This is a genomic window from Streptomyces sp. NPDC004031, assembly GCF_053604375.1.
This window is the reverse complement of the sequence record NZ_JBSGHL010000031.1, coordinates 1-23443: the sequence shown is the minus strand read 5'-3', so window position 1 is coordinate 23443 and position 23443 is coordinate 1. Positions and strand designations below refer to the sequence as shown.

The 23443-nt window shown below is 75.0% G+C and carries 19 protein-coding genes; 12 read left to right on the top strand and 7 right to left on the bottom strand.

What is annotated here, in order from left to right:
• Window positions 1–5: 5 nt before the first annotated feature.
• The gene (locus tag ACWERV_RS20490; protein WP_452934922.1) at window positions 6–416 is read right to left on the bottom strand and encodes a hypothetical protein; all 411 of its coding nucleotides are present in this window, start codon (window positions 414–416) and stop codon (window positions 6–8) included.
• 173 nt (window positions 417–589) lie between these two features.
• Here ACWERV_RS20490 and ACWERV_RS20485 point away from each other — a divergent pair, with 173 nt between their 5' ends.
• The 4 genes from ACWERV_RS20485 (at window position 590) to ACWERV_RS20470 (ending at window position 5025) form a co-directional block, all read left to right on the top strand.
• Entirely contained in the window at window positions 590–3340 is a 2751-nt protein-coding gene (locus tag ACWERV_RS20485; protein ID WP_452934919.1) for a sensor histidine kinase, read from the top strand.
• Window positions 3337–3753 (top strand): roadblock/LC7 domain-containing protein, encoded by a 417-nt coding sequence (locus ACWERV_RS20480; protein WP_398179426.1) that lies wholly within the window; start codon window positions 3337–3339, stop codon window positions 3751–3753. The genes ACWERV_RS20485 and ACWERV_RS20480 overlap by 4 nt, the downstream gene beginning before the upstream one ends.
• Before the next feature lie 86 nt (window positions 3754–3839).
• Entirely contained in the window at window positions 3840–4262 is a 423-nt protein-coding gene (locus ACWERV_RS20475; protein WP_452934916.1) for a DUF742 domain-containing protein, read from the top strand.
• Between the two features lie 157 nt (window positions 4263–4419).
• Window positions 4420–5025, top strand: a complete 606-nt coding sequence (locus ACWERV_RS20470; RefSeq protein WP_452934913.1) for a GTP-binding protein — start codon at window positions 4420–4422, stop codon at window positions 5023–5025.
• A 56-nt stretch (window positions 5026–5081) separates the two neighbouring features.
• On the opposite strand, the gene glpK is transcribed toward ACWERV_RS20470, so the two are convergent.
• The gene (glpK, locus tag ACWERV_RS20465) at window positions 5082–6713 is read right to left on the bottom strand and encodes a glycerol kinase GlpK (protein WP_452934910.1); all 1632 of its coding nucleotides are present in this window, start codon (window positions 6711–6713) and stop codon (window positions 5082–5084) included.
• A gap of 290 nt (window positions 6714–7003) precedes the next feature.
• On the opposite strand from glpK, the gene ACWERV_RS20460 reads away from it, so the two are divergent.
• The 4 genes from ACWERV_RS20460 to ACWERV_RS20445 all read left to right on the top strand — a co-directional run bounded on the left by ACWERV_RS20460 (window position 7004) and on the right by ACWERV_RS20445 (window position 11150).
• Entirely contained in the window at window positions 7004–7912 is a 909-nt protein-coding gene (locus tag ACWERV_RS20460; protein ID WP_452934907.1) for an NUDIX hydrolase, read from the top strand.
• Window positions 7912–8802 (top strand): molecular chaperone DnaJ, encoded by an 891-nt coding sequence (locus tag ACWERV_RS20455; protein WP_452935039.1) that lies wholly within the window; start codon window positions 7912–7914, stop codon window positions 8800–8802. The genes ACWERV_RS20460 and ACWERV_RS20455 overlap by 1 nt, the downstream gene beginning before the upstream one ends.
• 99 nt (window positions 8803–8901) lie before the next feature.
• The gene (locus ACWERV_RS20450) at window positions 8902–9816 is read left to right on the top strand and encodes a hypothetical protein (protein WP_452934904.1); all 915 of its coding nucleotides are present in this window, start codon (window positions 8902–8904) and stop codon (window positions 9814–9816) included.
• Entirely contained in the window at window positions 9813–11150 is a 1338-nt protein-coding gene (locus ACWERV_RS20445) for an adenylosuccinate synthetase (RefSeq protein ID WP_452934901.1), read from the top strand. Before ACWERV_RS20450 ends, ACWERV_RS20445 begins: the two co-directional genes overlap by 4 nt.
• Here the strand turns inward: ACWERV_RS20445 and ACWERV_RS20440 are convergent.
• Complete coding sequence (locus tag ACWERV_RS20440; RefSeq protein ID WP_452934898.1) at window positions 11075–11881, bottom strand: M15 family metallopeptidase; 807 nt, start codon at window positions 11879–11881, stop codon at window positions 11075–11077. The genes ACWERV_RS20445 and ACWERV_RS20440 overlap by 76 nt on opposite strands.
• 58 nt (window positions 11882–11939) lie before the next feature.
• Here ACWERV_RS20440 and ACWERV_RS20435 point away from each other — a divergent pair, with 58 nt between their 5' ends.
• Complete coding sequence (locus ACWERV_RS20435; protein WP_452934895.1) at window positions 11940–12494, top strand: NUDIX domain-containing protein; 555 nt, start codon at window positions 11940–11942, stop codon at window positions 12492–12494.
• On the opposite strand, the gene ACWERV_RS20430 is transcribed toward ACWERV_RS20435, so the two are convergent.
• The gene (locus tag ACWERV_RS20430) at window positions 12461–14854 is read right to left on the bottom strand and encodes a glycoside hydrolase family 31 protein (RefSeq protein ID WP_452934892.1); all 2394 of its coding nucleotides are present in this window, start codon (window positions 14852–14854) and stop codon (window positions 12461–12463) included. The genes ACWERV_RS20435 and ACWERV_RS20430 overlap by 34 nt on opposite strands.
• A 180-nt stretch (window positions 14855–15034) precedes the next feature.
• On the opposite strand from ACWERV_RS20430, the gene ACWERV_RS20425 reads away from it, so the two are divergent.
• A complete protein-coding gene (locus tag ACWERV_RS20425; protein WP_452934889.1) occupies window positions 15035–17056 on the top strand; it encodes an acetoacetate--CoA ligase in 2022 nt (673 codons plus the stop codon).
• A 22-nt stretch (window positions 17057–17078) separates the two neighbouring features.
• Here the strand turns inward: ACWERV_RS20425 and ACWERV_RS20420 are convergent, their stop codons facing one another.
• Entirely contained in the window at window positions 17079–18407 is a 1329-nt protein-coding gene (locus ACWERV_RS20420) for an aminotransferase class I/II-fold pyridoxal phosphate-dependent enzyme (RefSeq protein ID WP_452934886.1), read from the bottom strand.
• A gap of 80 nt (window positions 18408–18487) precedes the next feature.
• Here ACWERV_RS20420 and ACWERV_RS20415 point away from each other — a divergent pair, with 80 nt between their 5' ends.
• Both ACWERV_RS20415 and ACWERV_RS20410 read left to right on the top strand, forming a co-directional pair.
• Window positions 18488–19816, top strand: a complete 1329-nt coding sequence (locus ACWERV_RS20415; RefSeq protein WP_452934883.1) for an MFS transporter — start codon at window positions 18488–18490, stop codon at window positions 19814–19816.
• Window positions 19817–19847: 31 nt separating this feature from the next.
• Window positions 19848–20873: a hypothetical protein gene (locus ACWERV_RS20410; RefSeq protein ID WP_452934880.1), complete on the top strand. Its 1026-nt coding sequence runs from the start codon at window positions 19848–19850 to the stop codon at window positions 20871–20873.
• A 101-nt stretch (window positions 20874–20974) separates the two neighbouring features.
• On the opposite strand, the gene ptsP is transcribed toward ACWERV_RS20410, so the two are convergent.
• The gene (gene ptsP, locus ACWERV_RS20405; RefSeq protein ID WP_452934877.1) at window positions 20975–22645 is read right to left on the bottom strand and encodes a phosphoenolpyruvate--protein phosphotransferase; all 1671 of its coding nucleotides are present in this window, start codon (window positions 22643–22645) and stop codon (window positions 20975–20977) included.
• Window positions 22646–22657: 12 nt separating this feature from the next.
• Complete coding sequence (locus ACWERV_RS20400) at window positions 22658–23107, bottom strand: PTS sugar transporter subunit IIA (RefSeq protein ID WP_398179383.1); 450 nt, start codon at window positions 23105–23107, stop codon at window positions 22658–22660.
• Window positions 23108–23443: the final 336 nt, after the last annotated feature.

Here is a 23443-nt window from a genome sequence, read left to right as displayed (position 1 = left end):
CCGCGTCATACGCCGAGGTGCCGGGGTATGTGCGGGCGCCGCCGTCCTCCCGCGCCGGTGGACTGCGGCGACGCGGCCGCACGCCCCTCCCTGCGGGCTCTGCGCCGCTCGGCCCGCCGGGTCCGGGCGGCGCTGCTGGGGCTGGACAGCACCCCGTTGCGCTGGTTCCACACCTGCCGGGTCACCCACACGTCCAGCACCGCCCATGTCGCGACCACCGACGTCAGCACCGTGGTGAGCAGTACCGGCGCGGACAGCCACGAGCGTCCGAGGGCGAGCAGTACGTCGATCATGCCCTGCACCAGGGCGACCGCGCTGAGCAGCACCGCCCGTACCGCCGCGGCCCGTACCGGGTCCGCCATCCGTGGCCGCCGGGCGGGTTCCTCGACCCAGACGTTCCGCCGTTGCACGTCCATGAGAATTGGCTGCCCCGAAACCTCCCGGTGCATTCCGGGGAACGTTTCGCCGCAGATCTGCCCAACTCACATACATACTTTCGAGTTACCTCTGGGGCGGTAGTAGGCTCACGCCGTTTGGACGCGCGAGACGCGTGAACCGCCCCCACACGGGGGAGACCGTTGGGGAGGCCATGAGCTTTCGCGGTACGACGATCCGGCGGAAGATCGTGGCGCTGCTGCTGATCCCGCTGGCGTCGCTGACCGTCATCTGGGCGTTCGCCGCCGTGGTGACGGGCAGGGAGCTGCTCGACCGGCCCGACGTCAAGCGTGTCGCCGACGACATCGGGTATCCCGGTATCGCCGCCACCCAGAGCCTCCAGCAGGAGCGCCGGGCGGCGATGATCTACGCGGCCAACCCGCGGGATTCGCAGGCCAGGATCGGCTACACCAAGCAGCAGCAGATCACCGACAGCTCGATCGCGAAGATGCGCACGCGCATCAGCACCACCGGGGTGCGCGGCGACCTGACGGCGGAGTCCCGGCACCGGCTGGACGCCTTTCTCGGCAACGCCGAGGGCCTCACCTCGCTGCGGCAGCGCGCGGACGACGGCAAGATCAGCCGCAACGACGTCTACACGGCGTACAACGACATGATCACCCCGGCCTTCCAGCTCTTCCAGTCGCTCAACCCGTACAACGACTTCCGGCGCGACGAGCAGCACCACGCGGCCATCCAGCTGAGCATGGCCCGCGACCAGATCAGCCGGGAGGACGCGCTGATGGCCGCGGCGATCAGCGCCGGGCACATGAGCGCCGCCGAGCTGAAGTCCTTCACCTTCGCGGTGGCCGGCCAGCGTGACGACTACGAGTCGAGCCTGTGGCTGCTGGGCGACGACCAGCGCGCCGGCTACGACGCCTACTGGCGCGACGGCAACGGCAAGACGCTGCGCGCCGCCGAGGACGCGGTCATCGCCGCGGGCGTGGCCAACGCCCCGATCGTCGCGGCCCACGAGTCCTGGCCGTCGGTCGCCGCGACCACGATGGACGACCTGAACCGGCTGGACGACGCCGTGCAGAGCCGGTTCGGCGACACCGACCCGCCGGTCGCGACGACCACGATCGTCGAGGCGGTCTTTGTCGGCGGTATCGGCCTGGTCGCCGTGATCGCCACGCTGTTCGTGTCGGTGCGCATCGGGCGCGGCCTCATCCGCGACCTCACCGGGCTGCGCCGCGACGCGCAGGAGGTGTCCGGCACCCGGCTGCCGCAGGTCATGCGGCGGCTGGCGGCCGGCGAGCAGATCGACGTCGAGACCGAGGTCCCGCGGCTGGAGTACCCGGACGACGAGGTCGGGCAGGTCGGCAAGGCGCTCAACACCCTCCAGCGGGCCGTCGTCGAGGCCACCGTGCGGCAGAACAACCTGCGCAACGGCGTCTCCGAGGTCTTCGTCAACCTCGCCCGCCGCAGCCAGGTCCTGCTGCACCGCCAGCTCACGCTGCTGGACGCGATGGAGCGCCGCACCGACGACAGCGAGGAACTCGCCGACCTCTTCCGCCTCGACCACATGACCACCCGCATGCGCCGGCACGCCGAGGGCCTGGTCATCCTGTCCGGCGCCGCGCCCTCCCGGCAGTGGCGCAAGCCGGTGCAGCTCATGGACGTGGTGCGCGCCGCGATCGCCGAGGTCGAGGACTACGAGCGGATCGAGATGCGCCGGCTGCCGCGGCTGGCCGTCGCGGGCGCCGCCGTCGCCGACCTCACCCACCTGCTGGCCGAACTCATCGAGAACGCCGCCGTCTTCTCGCCGCCCAACACCACCGTCAAGCTGCACGGCGAGCCCGCCGCCAACGGCTTCGTGCTGGAGATCGACGACCGCGGTCTCGGCCTGACGCCCGACGCGCTGCTGGAAGCGAACCTGCGGCTCGCCGAGACACCCGAGTTCGAGCTGTCCGACACCGACCGGCTCGGCCTGTTCGTGGTCAGCCGGCTCGCCCAGCGGCACGGCGTGCGCGTCTCGCTGCGGCAGTCCCCGTACGGCGGCACCACCGCCGTGGTGATGATCCCCGACACGCTGCTCAGCGACACCGCCGAGGACACCGGTTCGACCCCCGTACCCGGTACGCCCCGGCTCGCCGGGCTGGACGCGGCCGGGGACACCGAGCACACCTTCCGCCAGTGGGGCCTGGAGGGCGTCGACGACATCGGCGGCGAGCACCGCAAGGAGCACGTGGCCCACCCGGACGAGCCGCTCTCCGCGGCCTTCGGCCGGGGCCTGGACGCCCTCGACGACCCGGCCGAACTCCCGCCGGGCAGCGCCGACCGGGCCCCGGACCCGCTGCCGCTGCCGCGGCGCCGCCCGCGCGGCACCGGCACCCCGGTGCTGATCTCCGACCGCGCCCGCCGCCCGCTCGGGAAGTCCCCCGACGACCCCTCCGATGACACCGCGGCGGACCAGGGCGCGGCGGACGACGCCGCCGAGTCCGCCGCCGCAGGGCACCCGGAGGAGGCCGCCGACGGCGCCGCGCAGCCGCGCCCCGTCGCGGCCGTGCCCCCGCCGTCCGCCGCCGAGCCCCCGCAGGAGCCGGGAGAGCCGGAGGCGGCCGCGGACGGCCCCGGCGGCGCCCTGCCCCGCAGGGTCCGGCAGGCCAGCCTCGCCCCGCAGTTGCGCGGCGGCGCCCCGCGCCCCGACGCCGGCACCGGCGACGCCGGGCGGGACGGCCCCCCCGAGCGCTCCGCCGACGAGGTCCGCGCCCGGATGGCGTCGATCCAGCGCGGCTGGCAGCGCGGCCGCCGGGCCGCCGAGGCCGCCCCGGCCGACGGACCGGCGCCCGACCCCGGGTCGGACCCGGACACCGCTCCCGACGAGCCCGCCGCGGGCGACCCGGCCGCACCTGCTTCTGCGACGAGAACGACCAGAACGACACCTGAGGGGAACGGTCGATGACCGCACCATCGAGCCCGACACGTGAGCTGAGCTGGCTGCTGGACGACCTGGTGACACGGGTCTCCAGCGTCCGCAAGGCGCTGGTGCTCTCCGGCGACGGCCTGGCCACCGGCGCCTCCGACGGGCTGTCCCGGGAGGACTCGGAGCACCTCGCGGCCGTCGCCTCCGGCTTCCACAGCCTCGCCAAGGGCGTCGGACGCCACTTCGCCGCCGGGCAGGTCCGGCAGACCATCGTCGAGCTCGACGAGGCCTTCCTGTTCGTCACCGCCGCGGGCGACGGCAGCTGCCTGGCCGTGCTCGCCGACGCCGACTCCGACGTCGGCCAGGTGGCGTACGAGATGGCGCTGCTGGTCAAGCGGGTCGGTGTGCACCTGGGCACCGCTCCGCGGCAGCAGGGCGGCGCGGTCGGCTGAACGGCCGGGCCGCACGAGGCGGGGAACGGCGGGCAGACGGAGGGACGTGGGAGAGGCGACCGGCGGGAGCGGGGTGACACGGTGACATGACGGCTGAATCGGACCGCTGGTACGACGACGCGGCAGGGCCGGTGGTACGGCCCTACGCGATGACCCGCGGGCGCACCAGCCACGCGGCCGAGGCGAAGCTGGACCTGATCGCCCTGGTCGTCGCGGCGTCCGGCGGGGCGTCCGGCGGCACGGACGACGACGGCCCCGGCCCCGCCGACCCGGAGGACGACGGCTCGCTGTCGCCCGAGCAGGTGGAGATCGTCCGGCTCTGCCACAGCCAGCCCGCCTCGATCGCGGAGCTGGCCGCCGAGGTCGACCTGCCGGTCGGCGTCGTCCGCGTGCTCGTCGGCGACCTGATGGACGCGGGCCACGTGACGGTGCGTCCGCCGGTGCCGCCCGCCGAACTGCCCGACGAGAGCATCCTGCGCGACGTCATCAACGGCCTGCGGGCACTCTGACCCCACCGCTCACAGACCGCTCCGACCCGTCCCGCGCCGGGCGGGTTTCCGCTACCGTTTCCGTCCCCGGTTCCCGCCGGCGGCACCACCGGCGCCCCACCGCCGTATCCCCCCGCTGCCCACCGCATCCCCCCGCAGGAAGAAGCAGACGAGATCCATGGCCATCGTCCACGCCGAGCGCCGACCGTCCGCCCCGGACCCGGTCGTCCTCAAACTGCTCGTCGCCGGCGGCTTCGGCGCCGGGAAGACCACGCTGGTCGGCGCGGTCAGCGAGATCAGGCCGCTGCGGACGGAGGAGCTGCTGACCGAGGCGGGCCGCCCGGTCGACGACCTCACCGGCGTGGAGGCCAAGCGCACCACCACCGTCGCGATGGACTTCGGCCGCATCACGCTGCGCGACGACCTGGTGCTCTACCTCTTCGGCACGCCCGGCCAGGACCGTTTCTGGTTCCTGTGGGACGAACTGGCGCAGGGCGCGCTGGGCGCGGTCGTGCTCGCCGACACCCGCCGGCTGCCGGACTGCTTCGCCGCCGTCGACTACTTCGAGACCCGCGACATCCCGTTCACGGTGGCCGTCAACTGCTTCGACGGGGTCCGGCTGCACAGCCCGGAGGCCGTCGTCGACGCGCTGGACCTCGGGCCGGGGGTGCCGGTGGTGCTGTGCGACGCGCGCGAGCGCGAGTCGGTCAAGCGGGTGCTGGTCAGCGTCGTGGAGCGCGCCGCGGCCCACGCCTCCGCCCGCCGGGCGCCCGCCGCCACCTGATGCCTCCGCCACCTGACCCCGCCGTTCCCTGACGCCGCCGGGCCCGCCCCGAGCGCTCAGCCGACCCGCGGGCGGCGCGGCCGCACCTCGGGTTCGTCGCCGTCCAGCCAGTCCAGGCTGCGCCGGACGGCCTTCTTCCAGCGCGCGTACTCCCGGGTCCGCTCCGGCCCGCCCATCGCGGGCTCCCACCGGGCGTCCTCCCGCCAGTGCGCCCGCAGTTCGTCCGGGCCGTCCCACACGCCCGTCGCCAGGCCTGCGGCGTAGGCGGCGCCCAGGCCGGTGGTCTCGCGGACCACGGGGCGGATGACCGGCACGCCCAGCACGTCGGCCTGGTGCTGCATCAGCAGCCCGTTGCCGGTCATCCCGCCGTCGGCGCGCAGCGCCGCGATCCGCACCCCGCTGTCGTGCTGCATCGCGTCGACCACCTCGCGGGTCTGCCAGCTGGTGGCCTCCAGCACGGCCCGCGCCAGGTGCGCGCGCGTCACGTACGCGGTCAGACCGGTGATCACCCCGCGTGCGTCGGAGCGCCAGTAGGGCGCGAAGAGGCCGGAGAAGGCGGGGACGACGTAGGCGCCGCCGTTGTCCGGGACGCTCGCGGCGAGCGGCTCGATCTCGTCGACGGAGCGGATCAGCCCGAGCCGGTCGCGCAGCCACTCCACGAGGGCGCCGGTGACCGCGATGGAGCCCTCCAGGCAGTACACCGGGCGCTCCCCGCCGAGCTGGTGGGCGACCGTGGTGAGCAGCCCGCTCGCCGACGGCACGGGCCGGTCGCCGGTGTTGAGCAGCAGGAAGCTGCCGGGGCCGTAGGTGTTCTTGGCCTCGCCGAGGTCGAAGCAGGTCTGCCCGAAGAGCGCGGCCTGCTGGTCGCCGAGCGCGGCGGCCACCGGGACCCCGGCGAGCCGCCCGGTGGCGGTGCCGTAGACCTCGGCGGAGGGGCGGATCCGCGGCAGGACGGCCTCGGGGATGTCCATCGCGGCCAGGATCGCCGGGTCCCAGTCCAGGGTGTTGAGGTCCATCAGGAGCGTGCGGGCGGCGTTGGTGACGTCGGTGACGTGGACCCCGCCGCGGGGGCCGCCGGTGAGGTTCCAGACGAGCCAGGAGTCGATGGTGCCGAAGGCGATCTCGCCGTGTTCCGCGCGGCGCCGCAGGCCCGGTACGCGCTCCAGCAGCCAGGCGATCTTGGGCCCGGAGAAGTAGGGGGCGAGCGGCAGTCCGGTGGTCTCGCGGAAGCGGTCCTGCCCGTAGGTGCCGCCGAGTTCGGCGCACAGTGCGGCGGTGCGGGTGTCCGTCCAGACCACCGCGTTGTGCACGGGGCGGCCGGTCGCGCGGTCCCACAGCACGACCGTCTCGCGCTGGTTGGCGATGCCGAGCGCGGTGAGCTGGTCGGGCCGCAGCCCCGCCCTGGCGAGCGCCCCCGCGGCGACGGCCTGCACCTTCGCCCAGATCTCGGTGGCGTCGTGCTCGACCCAGCCGGGCCGGGGCAGGATCTGCCGGTGTTCGCGCCGGTCGGCGGCGACCACCTGGCCGGCGGCGTCGAAGATCAGGCAGCGGGTGGAGGTGGTGCCCTGGTCGACCGCGGCCACGTAGGCCTCGGGCCGGGCCGCCCGGACGCGCCGACCGGCGGCGGGGCGCGGCGCCTGGCGCGGTGCCGGCGGGGTGGCTGCCTGGGTGGGGACGGTGCCGCTCATGTCGCGCTCCCTTGCCCGGTGGATGCCGGCCCGGCCGGCGGAGGGCGCGCGGATCCGCGGCGTGCGCGAACCCCCCCACGCCGTCCCGCGTCGCGCTGCCGGAAGTGTTGCCCGGCGGTGACGGAGCGTCAAGCGGTCGTACGGCGCGGAAATTCGGTACGGGAGTGCGGCCCGGCGGTCGGGGCGGAAACCGCGTGGACGGTGACGGCGCCGGGTGGTACGTTCTTCTCGGAGCGAGAAAGACTCACTCTGAGAACAACGCCGGACGGCGGCGGAAGGGGGCGGTGGCCATGGCGGAGACGGACGGCACGCAGTCCGAGCACGGCTTCCTCGCCGCGTACGACCCGCGCGCCTTCGACCCCATCGCGGTCACCGTGGACGTGGTGGCCCTGACCCTGCGCGCGGGCCGCCTGGAGGTGCTCGCCGTGCAGCGCGGCGAACCGCCCTTCGCGGGCCGCTGGGCGCTGCCCGGCGGTTTCGTCCGGGCCGGCCGCGAGTCGCTGGACGAGGCGGCGGCGCGCGAACTGGCCGAGGAGACCGGCCTGGACGCCTCGGCGCTCGGCCGCGTCCACCTCGAACAGCTCGGGTCGTACGGCAGCCCGTCGCGGGATCCGCGGATGCACGTCGTCTCGGTCGCCTACCTCGCCTTCGCCCCGGGCCTGCCGGACGCACGGCCCGGCGGCGACGCCGCGGGCGCGGGCTGGCTGCCGGTCGAGGCGATCGCGCAGGCAATCGCGGCCGCGGAGCAACCGGACACGGTGCGTGCGCGTCCCTTCGAGCAGGGTCGGCGGTCCGGAACCTACGGGGGTGGTACCGGCCGCCGACCCGTCCCGTCCGAGGAGGCCCCCCCGCCCGGCGCCGGGCTCGCCTTCGACCACGCGACGATCCTCGCCGACGGCCTGGAACGCGCCCGCGCCAAGATCGAGTACACCCCGCTGGCCACCGCGTTCCTCGGCGAGACGTTCACCGTCTCCGAGCTGCGCGCCGTCTACGAGACGGTGTGGGGCGCCCCGCTGCACGCCGGCAACTTCCACCGCAAGGTCCTGTCCGTCCCCGGCTTCGTCGAGCCCACCGGCGAGACCGCCGCCCGGCCCGGCAGCCGCGGCGGCCCCCGGGCCCGGCTCTACCGCGCCGGGGACGCCCGGCTGCTGCACCCGGCGCTGCTGCGCCCCGGCCCCGACACCGGGGGCACCCCGTGATGGGCCCGGACGCCGCCTCCGGCGCCGACTTCGACCTCGCCCCCGGCGCACCCGACGCCCTCGACCTCCTGCCCTCTGCCACCGGCCGCGCCCCGCGGCACACCTACACCCCCGGGCCGCTGCTGGCCGAGGGCGACCTCGCCACCCTGCGCACGGCCCGCTACGAGGACGGCGGCGAGCACCGCACCGCCGTCCTGAAGACCGCCCGGCACCCCCGTGACAACGACCTGCTGGCGCATGAGGCCGACGTACTGGCCCGGTTGCACCGGGTCGGCGAGGAACGCCACCGGGCCTACGCCCCCGCCCTGATCGAGAGCTTCGAGCAGCCCGGCGAGGACGCCGCCCCGCGCCGGGTCAACGCCCTCGCCCCGCTCGACGGCTTCCACACCCTCGCCGAGGTCGCCGCTGCGCACCCCGGCGGGCTCGACCCGCGGGACGCCGCCTGGATGTGGCGGCGGCTGCTGGCCGGACTCGGCTGGGCACACCGCGCCGGGCTGGTGCACGGCGCGGTCTTCCCCGAACACGTCCTGATCCACCCGGCCCGGCACGGCGTCGTGCTCGTCGACTGGTGCTACGCCACCGCGGCCGGCACCGACCTGCCCGTCCTGATCTTCCGGCACGCCGCCGGCTACCCGCCGGAGGCGTCCGCCCACCGGCCCGCGACCGCGGCCACCGACCTGCACCTCGCATCCGCCTGCGTCGCCGGCCTCATGGGCGACCGGGCCCCCGCACCGCTGCGCGCCTTCCTGCGCGGCTGCACCCTGCCCGAGCAGCACCGCCGCCCGCAGGACGCCTGGGCGCTGCTCGCCGAACTCGACGACCTGCTGGAACGCCTCTACGGCCCGCGCGCCTTCCGGCCGTTCACGATGCCGCCCGCACCGGCGGCCTGACCGTACGCCACGCACCGCGCGGGCACCACGCCCCTCCCGGCCACCGGGAGCGGGCCCCGTCACCGCACACCACACCACAGCACACCCAGGGGGAAAACCATGGGCAGCGGACGCTGGTCCACCGATGTCTACGACGCCGCCGAGCGCTACCGTGCCGCCTCCGGCACCGGCGCCTTCGCCTACAGCGACTCCGTGCGGCGCCGCTCGCCGCGCGACACCTGGCGCGCCCACCAGTCGCTCGACCCGCACGGCCTGACCGTGCGCGAGAGCCGCGACTCCGACGAGCACCCCACCTCGCTCGCCATCGCCGTCCTCTTCGACGTCACCGGCTCCATGGGCGGGGTGCCGCGCACCCTGCAGACCAAGCTCCCCGACCTCTTCGGGCTGCTGCTGCGCAAGGGCTACACCCCCGACCCGCAGATCCTCTTCGGCGCGGTCGGCGACGCCACCTGCGACCGGGTGCCGCTGCAGATCGGCCAGTTCGAGTCCGACAACCGGATGGACGACGACCTCGGCAACATCCTGCTGGAGGGCGGGGGCGGCGGCCAGATGACCGAGTCCTACGAGCTGGCCCTGTACGCCATGGCCCGGCACACCGCCCTGGACTGCCACGAGAAGCGCGGCCGCCGCGGCTACCTCTTCCTCATCGGCGACGAGATGCCCTACGGCAAGGTCAAGGCCCGTGAGGTCAAGGCGGTGCTCGGCGAGACGATCCCGCAGGACATCCCGGTCCAGGACGTGCTGGCCGAGCTGAAGCGGAAGTTCCACGTCTTCTACATTCTCCCCGCGGGCGCCTCGCACGCCGGCGACGCCGACGTACTGACCCTGTGGCGCCGCCTGCTCGGCCAGAACGTCATCGAGCTGGACGACCTGGACGCGGTGTGCGAGACCATCGCGCTGACCGTGGGACTCGGCGAGGAGGCCATCGACCTGGCCACCGGCCTCGCCGATCTCACCGAGCTGGGCTCGGACGCCGTCGACTCGGTCGCCCGCGCCCTGTCGGACCGGCGATGACCACCGCCCGCGTCCCCGGCGGACGCCCCCACACCCTCGTGGTGGACCTCGGCTTCGGGGACGCGGGCAAGGGCGCCACCGTCGACCGGCTCTGCCGCGGCGGCGGTGTCGCCGCCGTCGTCCGCTTCAACGGCGGCGCGCAGGCCGCCCACAACGTCGTCACCCCCGACGGCCGCCACCACACCTTCGCCCAGTTCGGCTCGGGCGCCCTGCACGGGGTGCCCACCCACCTGTCCCGCTTCACCGCCGTCGACCCGCTCGCGCTCGCCGCCGAGGCCGACCACCTGCGCGCACTCGGCCTGCCCGACCCGTACACGCTGCTGTCCGTCGACCGCGCCGCGCCCCTGGCCACGCCCTACCACGCCGCCGCGAACCGGCTGCGCGAGCAGGCCCGCGGCGCGGACCGGCACGGCTCGTGCGGCATGGGCGTGGGGGAGACCGCCCGTTACGCCCTCGCCCACCCCGGCGACGCGCCGACCGCGGGCGACTGCGCCTCCCGCCCCCGGCTGCTGCGCCGGCTGCGGCTGCTGCGCGACCGGCTCGCCGACGAGCTCGGCCCGCTGCCCGCACCACCCGTCGAGGCGTGCGCCGAGGCCTACGCGGCCTTCGCGCGCGCCGTCACCCTCACCGACAGCGGCGCGCTGGCCGGCCTGGCGCGGCGCGGGCCGCTGGTCTTCGAGGGCGCCCAGGGCGTCCTGCTCGACGAGTGGCACGGCTTCCACCCGTACACCACCTGGTCGACGACGACCTTCGGCAACGCCGAGACGCTGCTGGCCGAGGCCGGGGCGGCGGGGGAGGGGCTGCGGCTCGGCGTGGTGCGCACCTACACCACCCGGCACGGCCCCGGCCCGCTGGTCACCGAGGACCCCGAGCTGACGGGGCTGCTGCCCGAGCCGCACAACGGCGACGGCCGCTGGCAGGGCCCCTTCCGCAGCGGGCACTTCGACGCGGTCGCGCTGCGCTACGCCGTCGAGGTCTGCGGGGGCGTGGACGCGCTCGCCGTGACCCACCTGGACGCCCCCGCCCGCTTCCCGTCCCTGCGGATCTGCCGCGCCTACGGCATCGACGGCGAGCTGGTCGAGCGCCTGCCCGCCGGTCCCCCCGGCGACCTGGAGCGGCAGGCGGCGCTGACGGCGCGGCTGCTGCGCGCCGCGCCCGCGCTGTGGGACACCCCGGGCGGCGAACCGGCCCGCTGGAGCGCGGCGATCGGATCGCTGCTCGGGGCGCCCGTGGTGCTGGAGTCCTTCGGACCGAACCGTCAGGACGTCAGGGACCTGCGGTCGACGGGGAAGTCGAAGTACGTGTCGGGGAAGGGCTCGGAATTGAGCGTGTAGTGCCACCACTCCTCGGGCAGGTTGGTGAAGCCCTGCGCCTGCATCGCGTCCATCAGCAGCATCCGGTTGGCGTGCTGCACCCCGGTCACCCGCGGGTCGAGGGTGTGCGCGAGGGTGTCGAAGCAGTCGAAGCCGGTGCCCATGTCCAGCGAGTTGTCGGGGAAGCGCTCCGCCTTCGGCCCGTAGCAGGGCGTCAGCGGCTCACCGGGCCGGTAGGGGCGGGTCGGCAGCGCGGGCAGCGGCACCACCGTCAGGTCCATGGTGCTGCCGCGGCTGTGCCCGGATTTCGCGGCGATGTAACCGTCCGCGAACAGCCGGGTCTTGTCGACCTGCGGGTAGAACTCCGCCTTCATCTGCGTGGCGTCCAGGTCCGCCGCCCACGCCACGAAGTCGTCCACGGCCCGCTGCGGGCGGTAGCAGTCGTAGACCTTGAGCGAGTAGCCGCGCCGCAGCAGCCCCTGCTGCACCCGGTGCAGGCCCTCGGCGGCGGGCCGGGTGAGGATGCACATCGGCTTGCGGTAGCCGTCGACGGGGGCGCCGGTGAAGTTGTGCGGGGTGATGTACCGCATCTCCTGGATGATCGTCGGATCCACGTCCCGCAGCGCGACGAACTGCGCGGGCGCCTTGGGCTCCGGACGCGCCTGCACCGGGGCCGCGGAGGTGACGGTGACCGCGGCCAGTGTGGCGAGAGGCAGGACGAGTGCCCGCAGTAAAGTCGTGAGTTTCGGCATCCCCCTGGGATACCAGGGATGGCACCCGCCGCGACAGACGATCGGATACAGTCCCGGCGTGTCCGCGACCCCTGCCGCGCCTGCGGTGCGCAACTCCCACTGCTCCGCGTGCGGGGCGCCCTACCCCGCCGGGGCGGCCTGGCCGCGGCGCTGCCCGGTGTGCGGCACCGTCGCCTACCGCAACCCGCTGCCGGTCGCCGTCGCCCTGCTGCCCGTCCGCGACAGCGCCGGCACCGCCCTCGTCGTCATCCGCCGCACCATCGAGCCCCGGCGCGGCGAACTCGCCCTGCCTGGCGGCTTCATCGATCACGGCGAGAGCTGGCAGCACGCCGTCACCCGGGAACTGGCCGAGGAGACCGGCATCGCCGCCGACCCCGCCGACGTCCGGCTCGCCGACGCCCTCACCGACGCGCCCGGCGGCTACCTGCTGCTCTTCGGGCTGCTGCCGGAACGCCCCGCCGCCGACCTGCCGCCGTCCGCGCCCACCGACGAGACCGACGGCCACCAACTGCTGCGCGCTCCGCGGGAACTGGGCTTCCCGCTGCACACCCTGGCCGCCCGCCGCTGGTTCGACGGCGGCTACGACCCCGCGCCGCGCACCCGTACGGCGTAGCCGGGCTCCTCGCCGCCGTCCCGCTCCACCACCACGGCGCCGTCCGCCCACCGCGACACGAAGCGCTCCATGCGCGGCCGCCGCCAGCCGTCCGGGTCACCGGTGAAGAGCACCCCGCCGCCGGTGCGGTCCCGCCGCGGCGCCCACGCCTCCAGCTCCACGGCCCCGCCCTCGCCCGCGACCGGCAGCACCGCCCCGGCCCTGGCCAGCACCGGGATCCGGCCGGGCGGTGCCGCGAGCCGCACCCGGGTCCGCCCGCGGTGCGCCTCGCCGGTCGCGGTGTCGTACCACAGCCCGCGCGGCAGCCGTACCGAACGCATCGTCACCCCCGGCTCCAGCACCGGCGCCACCAGCAGCGAGTCGCCCAGCAGGAAGGCGTCACCGCAGTCCCGCAGCGCCCGGTCGCCCGGGGAGTTCCACCACAGCGGGCGCACGTACGGGGCACCCGTGCGGTGCGCGACGTGCGCGAGGGTGTCCAGGTACGGCAGCAGCCTGGTCCGCTCCGCCAGCGCGGCCCTGGCGTGCTCCAGCACCTCGGGCCCGAACTCCCACGGCTCGCGGCGCCCCGCGTCGATCGCCGAGTGGGTGCGGAAGAACGGCAGGTAGGCGCCCAGCTGGAACCACCGCAGGTACAGCTCGGGCGACGGGAAACCGGTGAAGCCCCCCACGTCGGGACCCGAGTACGGCACCCCGCACAGGCCCAGCCCCAGCACCAGCGCGAGCGAGGCGCGCAGCCCCTCCCAGCCCGTCGCCACGTCCCCCGACCAGGTGCCGCCGTAGCGCTGCATGCCCGCCCAGCCGGACCGCGAGAAGAGGAAGGGCCGCTGCTCCGGGCGCAGGTCGCGCAGGCCCTGGTAGCCCGCCGCGGCCATCGCCAGGCCGTACACGTTGTGCGCCTCGCGGTGGTCGCCGCCCGCGCCCTCCAGCGCGTGCCGGGCCGAGCGCGGCAGCGTCGGCTCGCCGAAGGCGGCGAAGGACACCGGTTCGTTCATGTCGTGCCAGACCCCGGCGAAGCCCTGCCCGAGCCGCTCGGCGTACAGCCCGCCCCACCACGCGCGCACCGCCAGGTCGGTGAAGTCGGGGAAGACCGCCTCGCCCGGCCACACCACGCCCCGCACCTCGCGCCCGCGCGCGTCGCGCACGAACGCGTCCACCGCGCGCCCGCCGTCGTACGCCTCCAGGCCGGGCTCGCGCTTGACCGCCGGGTCGACGATCGACACCAGCCGCACCCCCTGGCCGTCCAGGTCGCGGGCGAGGCCCGGCAGGTCGGGGAAGTTCGCGCGGTCCACGGTGAAGACCCGGTGGCCGTCGAGGTGGTCGATGTCCAGGTGCAGCGCCGACAGCGGCAGCCCGTGCTCGCGGTAGCCCGCCGCGACCCGGCGCACCTCCTGCTCGCTGCCGAAGCCCCAGCGGGCGTGCTGGTGTCCCAGCGCCCAGCGCGGCGGCAGCGCCGGCCGCCCGGTCAGCGCGGTCCATCCGGCCAGTACCCGGGTCGGCGTACCGGCGACGACCCAGTAGCGCAGCGGGCCGCCGTCCATCCGCAGCTCGCAGCCGCCGTGCCGGTCGTGCCCGGAGCCCGCGCCCTCCTCGCCGTCGCGCAGCGTGACCCGGCCGTCCCATGTGTTGTCGTGGAAGACCAGGTGGCAGCCCGCGTCGGAGACCAGCAGCTGCACGGGCATGGTGATGTACAGCGGGTCGTCGCCCGGCTCGAACGAGCCGCCCGGGTCGGTGTTCCACAGCCGGTAGGTGCCCGCCGGCAGCCGCGGCCCCGCGGCCCGGCCGCCCAGCCCGTACACCCGCGCGTCGGCCGGGGTCTCCGAGCGCTGCACCCAGCGCCCCCCGCTGGTGCCCTCCGCCGCGCCCGCCGGATCCCACCAGCGCGGCGGCAGTTCCCGCCGCAGCAGCCGTCCGCCGGGGGTGCGGAACTCCACCGCGCCGTGCGCGGACACCCGTACCGTCATCCGCTCCGACACCACCCGCCAGCCGTCCTGGTCGGGTTCCAGCAGCGCCCGCGGATCGGCCTCGGGGCAGCCGCCGTCCGTGAGGCCGGGCGCCGGGCCCCACTTGGTCGCGCCCGCGAGTGCGTACGACGGCTGGGGCGCCGCGCCGTCCCAGCCGCAGAAGACCGCGCCGCCCGCCGCGACACGCACCCGCAGCACGGACCGGGCGAAGTGCACGGTGCCGCCGCCCGGCATCGGCTCGGCCCGCACCACGGCCCCGGGCACCCGCGCCCGCTCGGCGCCGTACCGCGGCAGGTCCCTGGCGTCGGCGCGGTCCCGCCGCCACGCCGCGGCCACCGTGCGCCGTCCCTGGGCGGAACCCGCCATCCGTACCGACCGCAGCAGGTCCCGTGCATCCATGGCCCCAGCTTTTCACTGCCTTCGCACGACACGCCGCCCGTTCAGCCGGTGTTCACCTTCGGGTGCGGTGGCGGACGCCACACCGGGGGCCCGCACCCTGTGGGTGGCCGCCCTGGCGATCCGGCCGCCGGCATGGCATCGTCCTGACCAGCCGTGCTGTGCACCGTCCTGGAGCCGCCCATGACCAGCCCCGCCGAAGCCGACCGCGCCCCCGAGGCCCTCTGGACCCCGGGTCCCGAGCGCGTCGTCCGCGCGCAGGTGACCCGTTTCCAGAACTGGGCCCACGAGCGGCACGGCGCCCCCGCCGTACGCCCCGACGACCCGCAGGGCAGCTACGCCGCCCTGCACGCCTGGTCGGTGCGCGAGAGCCGGACCTTCTGGCAGGCCCTCACGGAGTGGTACGACGTGCGCTTCGGCTCCCCCTACGAGCAGGTGCTCGCCGACGACGCGATGCCCGGGGCCCGCTGGTTCCCCGGCGCGACCGTCAACTACGCCGAGCACGCGCTGCGTCCCGCCCTCGACGCCGCGCGCCGCGACCTGCCCGCCGTCGTGCACGTCGACGAGCGCATGGAGACCGGCATCCTCAGCTGGGCCGAGCTGTCCCAGCAGGTCGCCTCGCTCGCCGCGGCGCTGCGCCGGCTCGGCGTCCGCCCCGGCGACCGGGTCAGCGGCTACCTGCCCAACATCCCGCAGGCGGCCGTCGCGCTGCTGGCCACCGCCGCGGTCGGCGGCGTGTGGACCTCGTGCGCGCCGGACTTCGGCTCCCGCAGCGTCCTGGACCGCTTCCAGCAGGTCGAGCCGGTCGTGCTGTTCGCCGTCGACGGCTACCGCTACGGCGGCAAGGAGCACGACCGCACCGCCGTCGTCGCCGAGACCCGGCAGGGCCTGCCCACGCTGCGCGCGACCGTGCACATCCCGCTGCTGGGCACCCCGGCGCCCGAAGGCGCCCTGGAATGGCGCGACCTGGTCGCCGACGACCCCGCACCGGTCTACGAGCCGGTGCCGTTCGAGCACCCGCTGTGGGTGCTGTACAGCTCGGGCACCACGGGCCTGCCCAAGGCGATCGTCCAGTCCCAGGGCGGCATCCTGCTCGAACACCTCAAGCAGACCGGGCTGCACCTCGACCTCGGACCCGACGACCGCTTCTTCTGGTACACCTCCACCGGCTGGATGATGTGGAACTTCCTGGTGTCGGGCCTGCTGGCCGGAGCCACGGTCGTCCTCTACGACGGCAGCCCCGGGTATCCCTCGGTCGAGGCGCAGTGGCGCATCGCGGAGCAGACCGGGACCACCGTCTTCGGCACCTCCGCCGCCTACGTCGTCGCCTGCCGCAAGGCCGGTGTGCACCCCGGGCGCGACTTCGACCTGTCACGGGTGAGCTGCGTGGCCACCACCGGCTCGCCGCTGCCCCCCGACGGCTTCCGCTGGCTGCACGACGAGGTCGCCGAGGACCTGTGGATCGCCTCCGTCAGCGGCGGCACGGACGTGTGCAGCTGCTTCGCGGGCGGTGTGCCGACGCTGCCCGTCCACGTCGGCGAACTCCAGGCGCCGTGCCTGGCCACCGGCCTGGAGGCGTGGAACGCCGACGGCGAGCCGGTCGTCGACGAGGTCGGCGAACTGGTCGTCACCAACCCCCTGCCGTCCATGCCGGTCCGCTTCTGGAACGACCCCGACGGCAGCCGCTACCACGACAGCTACTTCGCGATGTACCCCGGCGTGTGGCGGCACGGCGACTGGATCACCCGCACCTCGCGTGGCACGGTCATCATCCACGGCCGCTCCGACTCCACACTCAACCGGCAGGGCGTACGGATGGGGTCGGCCGACATCTACGAGGTCGTCGAGCGGCTCCCGGAGATCGCCGAATCCCTGGTCATCGGCATCGAGGAACCGGACGGCGGCTACTGGATGCCGCTGTTCGTCCGGCTCGCCGACGGGGCGGAACTGGACGACGCGCTGCGCGACCGGATCGCCGGCGCGCTGCGCTCCCAGCTCTCCCCGCGCCATGTGCCGGACGAGGTCATCGAGGTGCCCGGCGTGCCGCACACCCTCACCGGCAAGCGCATCGAGGTGCCGGTCAAACGGCTGCTCCAGGGCACCCCGCTGGACCGCGCCGTCAACCCGGGCTCCGTCGACGACCTGTCGGTGCTGCGCTTCTTCGAGCGGCTCGGCGCCGAACGCGCCGCCGGACGGGGGGAGTAGGGCCCTTCGCCCCGTCCGGACATCAGTCCCCGTACGGGCCCGGCGTGTCCGTGAGCGCCGCCGCGAAGTCGGCGGCCAGCCGCAGCGCCTCGGCCGGTGCCAGCTCCGCGGTGGTGATCCGCACGCCGGGTGCCGCCGCGATCCGGAAGCGGGCACCGGCCGCCACCCACCAGCCGCGCGACCGCAGCCCGTTGACCACCGCCGACTCGTCGCGTACCGGCACCCAGACGTTCAGCCCGCTGCGCCCGTGCGCCTCGACGCCGTACGCGGCCAGCGCGCCGATCAGCGCCTCGCGCCGCTCGTCGTACGCCGCCGTCGCCGCGGCCATCAGCGCGTCCGTGGCCGGATCCGCCAGGAGCCGCAGCGCCGTCTCCTGGAGGACGTGGCTGATCCAGCCCGACGTCACCAGCAGCCGCGCGTCGTGCCGGGCGAGGGTGGTGGCGTCGCAGGCCATCGGCGTCCACCGCAGGTCCGGGCCCAGCGACTTGGAGACGGTCCGCACCTGCGCCCAGCGGGCCGGTCCCCGCTCGCCCGCCGTCGTCAGCGACCACAGCGGGCCGCCGGCCACCCGCGCCGTCCCGTCGTCCTCGACGACCAGCACCTCGGGGGCACCGGCGAGCACCTCCAGCAGCTCCTCGCGGCGCGCCCGCGACACCCGCGAACCGTAAGGGATCTGGGCCCGCGGGAAGGTCACCACGGCCCGCGCCCCGCCCCGCAGCGCGGCCCGCAGCCCCTCCGGCCGCATTCCCTCGTCGTCGACCGGCACCGCGAGGGTCCGCAGCCCCAGTGTCTGGACCAGGTCCAGCAGGTGGTGGAAGCCCGGGTCCTCCACCGCCACCGCGTCGCCCGGCCGCAGCTCCACCGACAGCAGCCGCGCGATGGCGTCGAGCGCGCCGTGCGCGAAGGTCACGTGCTCGTCCGGCACCCCGTCCCGGCGGAACCACGCGCGGGCCAGCTCCTCCAGCTCCGGCAACCGCGGCGAGCGGCGGTGCGACCGGGCGTAGGGCGTGAGCCGGCCCGGCGGCACCAGCTCCGGCAGGAAGGCCGGGTCGGGGTGCCCGCCCGCGAGGTTGCGCAGGCCCTCCGGCACCTGCGGCGGCCGCCGCGAGGGGGCGGCGGCCGCGGGCGCCACCACCGTGCCGCCGCGCCCCCGGGTCACGACGACGCCCCGGCCCCGCAGTTCCCGGTACGCCGTCGCCACCGTGCCGGGGCTCACCCCGAGCGTCGCCGCCAGCGCCCGCACCGGGGGCAGCGTCTCGCCGGGGCGCAACCGGCCCTCGGCGACGGCCCGTTCGGCGGACGCGGAAATCTCCCTGGCCGTACCGCCCTCGATCGCATATTGTGTTGCCACAAGCTGAAGTATGTACCAATACAAAAGAGTTGGCAAGGGCCGGGAACCGGTCCGCGCCACCGGGCGAAGGACGTGACGCCGTGCAGGGGGCACCGATCGTGCAGCGGGCAGCGAAGGCACTGAAGTTCCCGCAGATACCCGGCGGCCCCGACGGCCGCCGGATGCTGTGGATCAACCTCGTCGACAAGACCGGCTCCGGCCTCTGGTACTCCGTCACCGCGCTGTACTTCGTCGTCGTCGCGGGCCTCGACACCCGCAGCACCGGCCTGCTCCTCGGCCTCGGCGGCGTCGCGGGCATCGCCGGCGCCCCGCTCGCCGGACGCCTCGCCGACCGGCTCCCGCTCACCCGCGTCCTGCTCGCCGTCCAACTGCTGCGCGCCGCCTCCGGCCTGGCCATGCTGGTCGCCCACGGCTTCTGGCAGCTGCTGCCGCTCGTCGCGCTCGGCAGCTTCGGCGAACGCTCCGCCTCCGTCCTCACCAAGCTCTTCGCCGCCCGCGTCGCAGGCCAGGACCGCGCCCGCTACCAGGCCGTCCAGCGCACCGTCGTCAACGTCGGCTACACTGTCGGCGGCCTGGCCGCCTCCGCCGCCCTGGCCGTCGGCACCACCTTCGTCTACCGCCTGCTGCTCCTCGGCGACGCCCTCTCCTTCGTCGTCGTCGCCCTGCTCGTCGCCCGCTGCGCCGAACCGCCCTCCGCCACCAGGACCGTCACCTCCTCCGCGTCGGCGGGCCCCGCGGCCCCCACCGCCCCGCCCGCCGCCGCGAGCCCCTGGCGGGACGCGGGCTACCTCGGCTACGCCGTCCTGGACGCCGCGATGTTCCTGCACGGCGTGGCCCTCACCGTCGGCCTGCCGCTGTGGATCCTCACCCGCACCGACGCCCCGCACGGCCTGGCCGCCAGCGTCTTCGTCATCAACACCGTCATCGTCGTCCTCCTCCAGGTCCGGATGTCCCGCTTCGCGACCACCGCCCGCGTCGCCGCGGACTCACTGCGCCCGGTGGCCGCCTGGCTGCTGCTGTCCGGCCTGGTCACCGCCGCCGCCGTGGTGCACGACCGGTGGGCCGCGACCGCCGCCGTGCTGGCCTCCGCCGTCGCCTTCACCGTTGTGGAGATGGTCCAGTCCGCGGTCGGCTGGGAGCTGTCCGTCTGCCTCGCACCGGACGAGGCCCAGGGCGCCTACGTCGGCGTGTACGGCCTCGCGCAGTCCGCCGCCCGCTGCGTCGGGCCGCTGCTCGTCACCTCCGTGGTCATCGCGGGCGGACCCCTGGGCTGGATCGGCTTCGGCGCGGTCCTCGCGGCCGCCGCGCTCCTCCAGCGCCGCATCGTCCTGCGCCGCCTCGCCCGCGCCCCGCGGACACCGGAGACGGTCACGTTGTCAGTGGCCCCCGTTACAGTCGGTGAGCAGTAGAGATCACACCGATCCGCGCACAGGGGGAGCCGTGCAGAACACCGGCCACACGCAGGCCAGCACCCGGACCACCACCGCCGAAGCCGGCACGCGCCGCACCAGGGGCGGCGCCGACCACCGCCCACGCACCCGTAAAACGGTACGGAGCAGGGCACGGCGCCGCCCACCCGGCCGCACCGACCACCGCCGGGCCCTGCGCCGCGAAGCCCCCACCGTGGTCGGACTGCTCCTCGACGAGCACGACTTCACCACCATGACCGGCTACCGCACCTTCCCCTTCACCGACTACGGAACGTACCTGCGACAGGTCGACGCCCTGCTCCGCTCCCTGCACGCCCAGGGCACCAGCGTCACCGTCACGCTCTTCGACCCCGAGCGGTTCGCCGACCACTGCGCCGACACCCGCCGGCCACCGGACACCCCCGAAGCCCGCGTCCGCTACACCGCGGAGGTCGGCACCACCGGCCCCGCCGTCCCCTACACCCGCCAGCCACTGCGCCGGCTGCGCGCCCGCCTCGCCCGCACGGCAGACCTGCGCGCCACCCGCGACAGCGCCGCCGACCTGCTCGCCGCCGCCGGCCAGTGCCCCGACTGCGGCGAACTCTTCGCCCACTGCGCCTTCGACCTCGCCGCCCACACCGTGCTGCGCCTGCTCGCCGCCGCGGGCCCCGGCCAGCACCACCTCGTGGCCAGCCTGCCCCCCGACGCCGGACCGCCCCTGGTCGCCGCCGCCCAGGTCAGCACCGCGCCGGACGGCGCCATCGAACTGGACGACACCGAGACCACCACCCTGTGCACCGTCATGGCCGCCGCCCGCCGCACCACCCGCCCCGGCGGCCTCGTCCTGCGCACCACCGACAGCCGCGGCACCGACACCGTGCGCGGCTGGTCCCTGCACCGCGACGGACCCCACCCGCTCACCGAGGCCGAGGTCTTCGACGCCTACTGCACCGACCCCGAGACCGGCGACCTCCTCCCGCCCGAACCCGGAGTCCGCTACCGCGCGGGCCTCGACCTCCCACCCCCGCCGCCCGGCACCGCACCCCACCACGGCTGACCCCGCCCGCACACCCGCCGCACAGCAGGAAGGGCGCCCCACCCGAAGGTGAAGCGCCCTTCCACGGCCACCCCGCACGCCACCGCGCGGGGAGACCCCGGCTACTCGCCGGACAGCACCGCCTGTACGGCCCGGCGCGCCTCGTCGGCACTGTCGGTCGCCCGTGCCGCCGCTGCCGCACGCTCGCACTGCGCCAGCGTGTACTTCGCCAGCGTCGCCCGCACGTACGGAATCGACGCCGCACCCATCGAGAGGCTGGTGACACCCAGACCCGTCAGCACGCACGCCAGCAGCGGATCGGCCGCGGCCTCACCGCACACACCGCAGCTCTTCCCCTCGGCCTTGGCCGCCTCCGCGGCCAGCGCCACCAGGTCCAGCAGCGCCGGCTGCCACGGGTCCTGCAACCGCGCCACCGCGCCGACCTGCCGGTCCGCGGCGAAGGTGTACTGCGCCAGGTCGTTCGTCCCCAGCGACAGGAACTCCACCTCCTGCAGCACCGACCTGGCCCGCAGCGCGGCCGACGGGATCTCCACCATCGCACCGAACTTCGCCGCCAGCCCCGCCTCCCGGCACGCGTCCGCGAACGCCCTGGCGTCCTGGCGGTCAGCCACCATCGGCGCCATGACCTCCAGATACACCGGAAGCCCGGCCGCGGCCGTCGCCAGCGCCCGCAACTGCCCGCGCAGCACCTCCGGGTGGTCCAGCAGCGACCGCAGACCGCGCACGCCCAGCGCCGGGTTCGGCTCGTCCGCCGGCGTCAGGAAGTCCAGCGGCTTGTCGGCGCCCGCGTCCAGCACCCGCACCACGACCCGGCCGCCCGGGAACGCCTCCAGCACCTGCCGGTAGGCCTCGACCTGCTTCTCCTCCGACGGCGCCTGCGCCGAGTCGTCGAGGAAGAGGAACTCGGTACGGAAGAGCCCCACGCCCTCCGCACCCGCCGCCAGCGCCGCCGGCACATCGGCGGGCCCGCCCACGTTCGCCAGCAGCGGCACCTTGTGCCCGTCCGACGTGGCACCCGGACCGGACGCCGCCGCGAGCGCGGCCTTGCGCTCCTCCGCCGCGGCGGTCAGCGCGGCCACCTTCTCCGTGCTCGGCTCGACGAACACCTCACCGGTGCTGCCGTCCACCGCAATGACCGTTCCCTCGGCGAGCTCGCCCGCACCCGGCAGCGCCACGACCGCCGGCACACCCAGCGCCCGCGCCAGAATGGCACTGTGGCTGGTCGGCCCGCCCTCCTCGGTCACGAAACCCAGCACCAGCGCCGGGTCCAGCAGCGCGGTGTCCGCCGGTGCCAGGTCCCGCGCGATGAGCACGTACGGCTCGTCGCTGTCCGGCACACCCGGCATCGGCACACCCAGCAGCCGGGCCACGATCCGGTTGCGCACGTCGTCCAGGTCGGCGACCCGGCCCGCGAGGTACTCCCCGGCGTTCGCCAGCAGCGCCCGGTAGGAAGCAAAGGCGTCGTAGACGGCACGCTCGGCCGTACTGCCCACCGCGACCCGGCGCTCCACGTCCGCCAGCAGCTCGGGGTCGAGCGCCATCAGCGCCTGCGCCTCCAGCACCGCCTGCGCCTCACCGCCGGCCAGATTGCCGCGGGCCTTCAGATCCGCGGCGACCGCCTCGACGGCCTGCCGCGCCCGTCCCTGCTCACGCGCCGTTTCCCCGGACGCGATCTGCTTGGCCGGCGGCTCCAGCACCGCGGTGCCCATGTGCCGCACCTCGCCGATCGCCACACCGTGGCTGACGCCGACACCCTGAAGAGTCGTCTCCATCGGTCGTGTCCCCTACTTCCAGCTGAAAAGGGTGTCGCCCGCGGCCACGTCCGCGGCCTCGACCAGCCCGGCCAGCGCGTCCGCGGTGGCCTCCAGCGCGACCACCGGGCAGATCGGCGACTTGCCCGCCGCCTCCACACCCGCCGGGTCCCAGCGCACCACCGCGTCACCGCGGGCGACGGTGTCACCCTTGGCCACGAGCAGTTCAAAACCCTCACCGTTGAGCTGGACGGTGTCGATGCCAAGATGGGTCAGCACCCCGTGCCCCTCGTCGTCCACCACGACAAAGGCGTGCGGGTGCAGGGAGACGATCACGCCGTCCACCGGAGCCACCGCCTCACCGGGCTCGCGCACCGGGTCGATCGCCGTGCCCGGACCCACCATCGCTCCGGAGAACACGGGGTCCGGCACAGCCGCGAGCCCGATGGCCCGGCCGGCGAGGGGAGACGAAACGGTCGTCATGAGGAAGCCTCCTAGACGCGGAGTATCAAGAGCCGTCACTGCCTGTCACCGGACGGCCAGCCGCCACAGCAGCCTAAGTCATGCCAAGTGGTGATTCCGCCTGAGGCGTACCGTCCGCACGCCCGTCCGGATCCCTACCCCCGATTTGCTCCGTGCAGAGCCGTCCAGTAGGTTGGCACGACCGCTTCAACGAGAACCCACGGAAACGTGTGTGCTCGGAAAACGGGTGGTAATTCCGACGGAAAATCTTCTGATAGAGTCGGAACACAACGAAGGGAAAGCCCGGAGGGGCCGGTGAAACGGTCTCGAAGGAAGCTTCCGTTCCTTGAGAACTCA

Excerpts from the sequence above, each read along its gene's own strand:
- ACWERV_RS20475 (WP_452934916.1), top strand. The coding sequence starts at position 3,840 with ATGACGGCTGAATCGGACCGCTGGTACGACGACGCGGCAGGGCCGGTG.
- ACWERV_RS20490 (WP_452934922.1), bottom strand. The coding sequence starts at position 416 with ATGGACGTGCAACGGCGGAACGTCTGGGTCGAGGAACCCGCCCGGCGG.
- ACWERV_RS20460 (WP_452934907.1), top strand. The coding sequence starts at position 7,004 with ATGGCGGAGACGGACGGCACGCAGTCCGAGCACGGCTTCCTCGCCGCG.
- ACWERV_RS20440 (WP_452934898.1), bottom strand. The coding sequence starts at position 11,881 with ATGCCGAAACTCACGACTTTACTGCGGGCACTCGTCCTGCCTCTCGCC.
- ACWERV_RS20445 (WP_452934901.1), top strand. The coding sequence starts at position 9,813 with ATGACCACCGCCCGCGTCCCCGGCGGACGCCCCCACACCCTCGTGGTG.
- ACWERV_RS20450 (WP_452934904.1), top strand. The coding sequence starts at position 8,902 with ATGGGCAGCGGACGCTGGTCCACCGATGTCTACGACGCCGCCGAGCGC.
- ACWERV_RS20425 (WP_452934889.1), top strand. The coding sequence starts at position 15,035 with ATGACCAGCCCCGCCGAAGCCGACCGCGCCCCCGAGGCCCTCTGGACC.
- ACWERV_RS20485 (WP_452934919.1), top strand. The coding sequence starts at position 590 with ATGAGCTTTCGCGGTACGACGATCCGGCGGAAGATCGTGGCGCTGCTG.
- ACWERV_RS20400 (WP_398179383.1), bottom strand. The coding sequence starts at position 23,107 with ATGACGACCGTTTCGTCTCCCCTCGCCGGCCGGGCCATCGGGCTCGCG.
- ACWERV_RS20455 (WP_452935039.1), top strand. The coding sequence starts at position 7,912 with ATGGGCCCGGACGCCGCCTCCGGCGCCGACTTCGACCTCGCCCCCGGC.
- ACWERV_RS20480 (WP_398179426.1), top strand. The coding sequence starts at position 3,337 with ATGACCGCACCATCGAGCCCGACACGTGAGCTGAGCTGGCTGCTGGAC.
- ptsP (WP_452934877.1), bottom strand. The coding sequence starts at position 22,645 with ATGGAGACGACTCTTCAGGGTGTCGGCGTCAGCCACGGTGTGGCGATC.
- ACWERV_RS20470 (WP_452934913.1), top strand. The coding sequence starts at position 4,420 with ATGGCCATCGTCCACGCCGAGCGCCGACCGTCCGCCCCGGACCCGGTC.
- glpK (WP_452934910.1), bottom strand. The coding sequence starts at position 6,713 with ATGAGCGGCACCGTCCCCACCCAGGCAGCCACCCCGCCGGCACCGCGC.
- ACWERV_RS20430 (WP_452934892.1), bottom strand. The coding sequence starts at position 14,854 with ATGGATGCACGGGACCTGCTGCGGTCGGTACGGATGGCGGGTTCCGCC.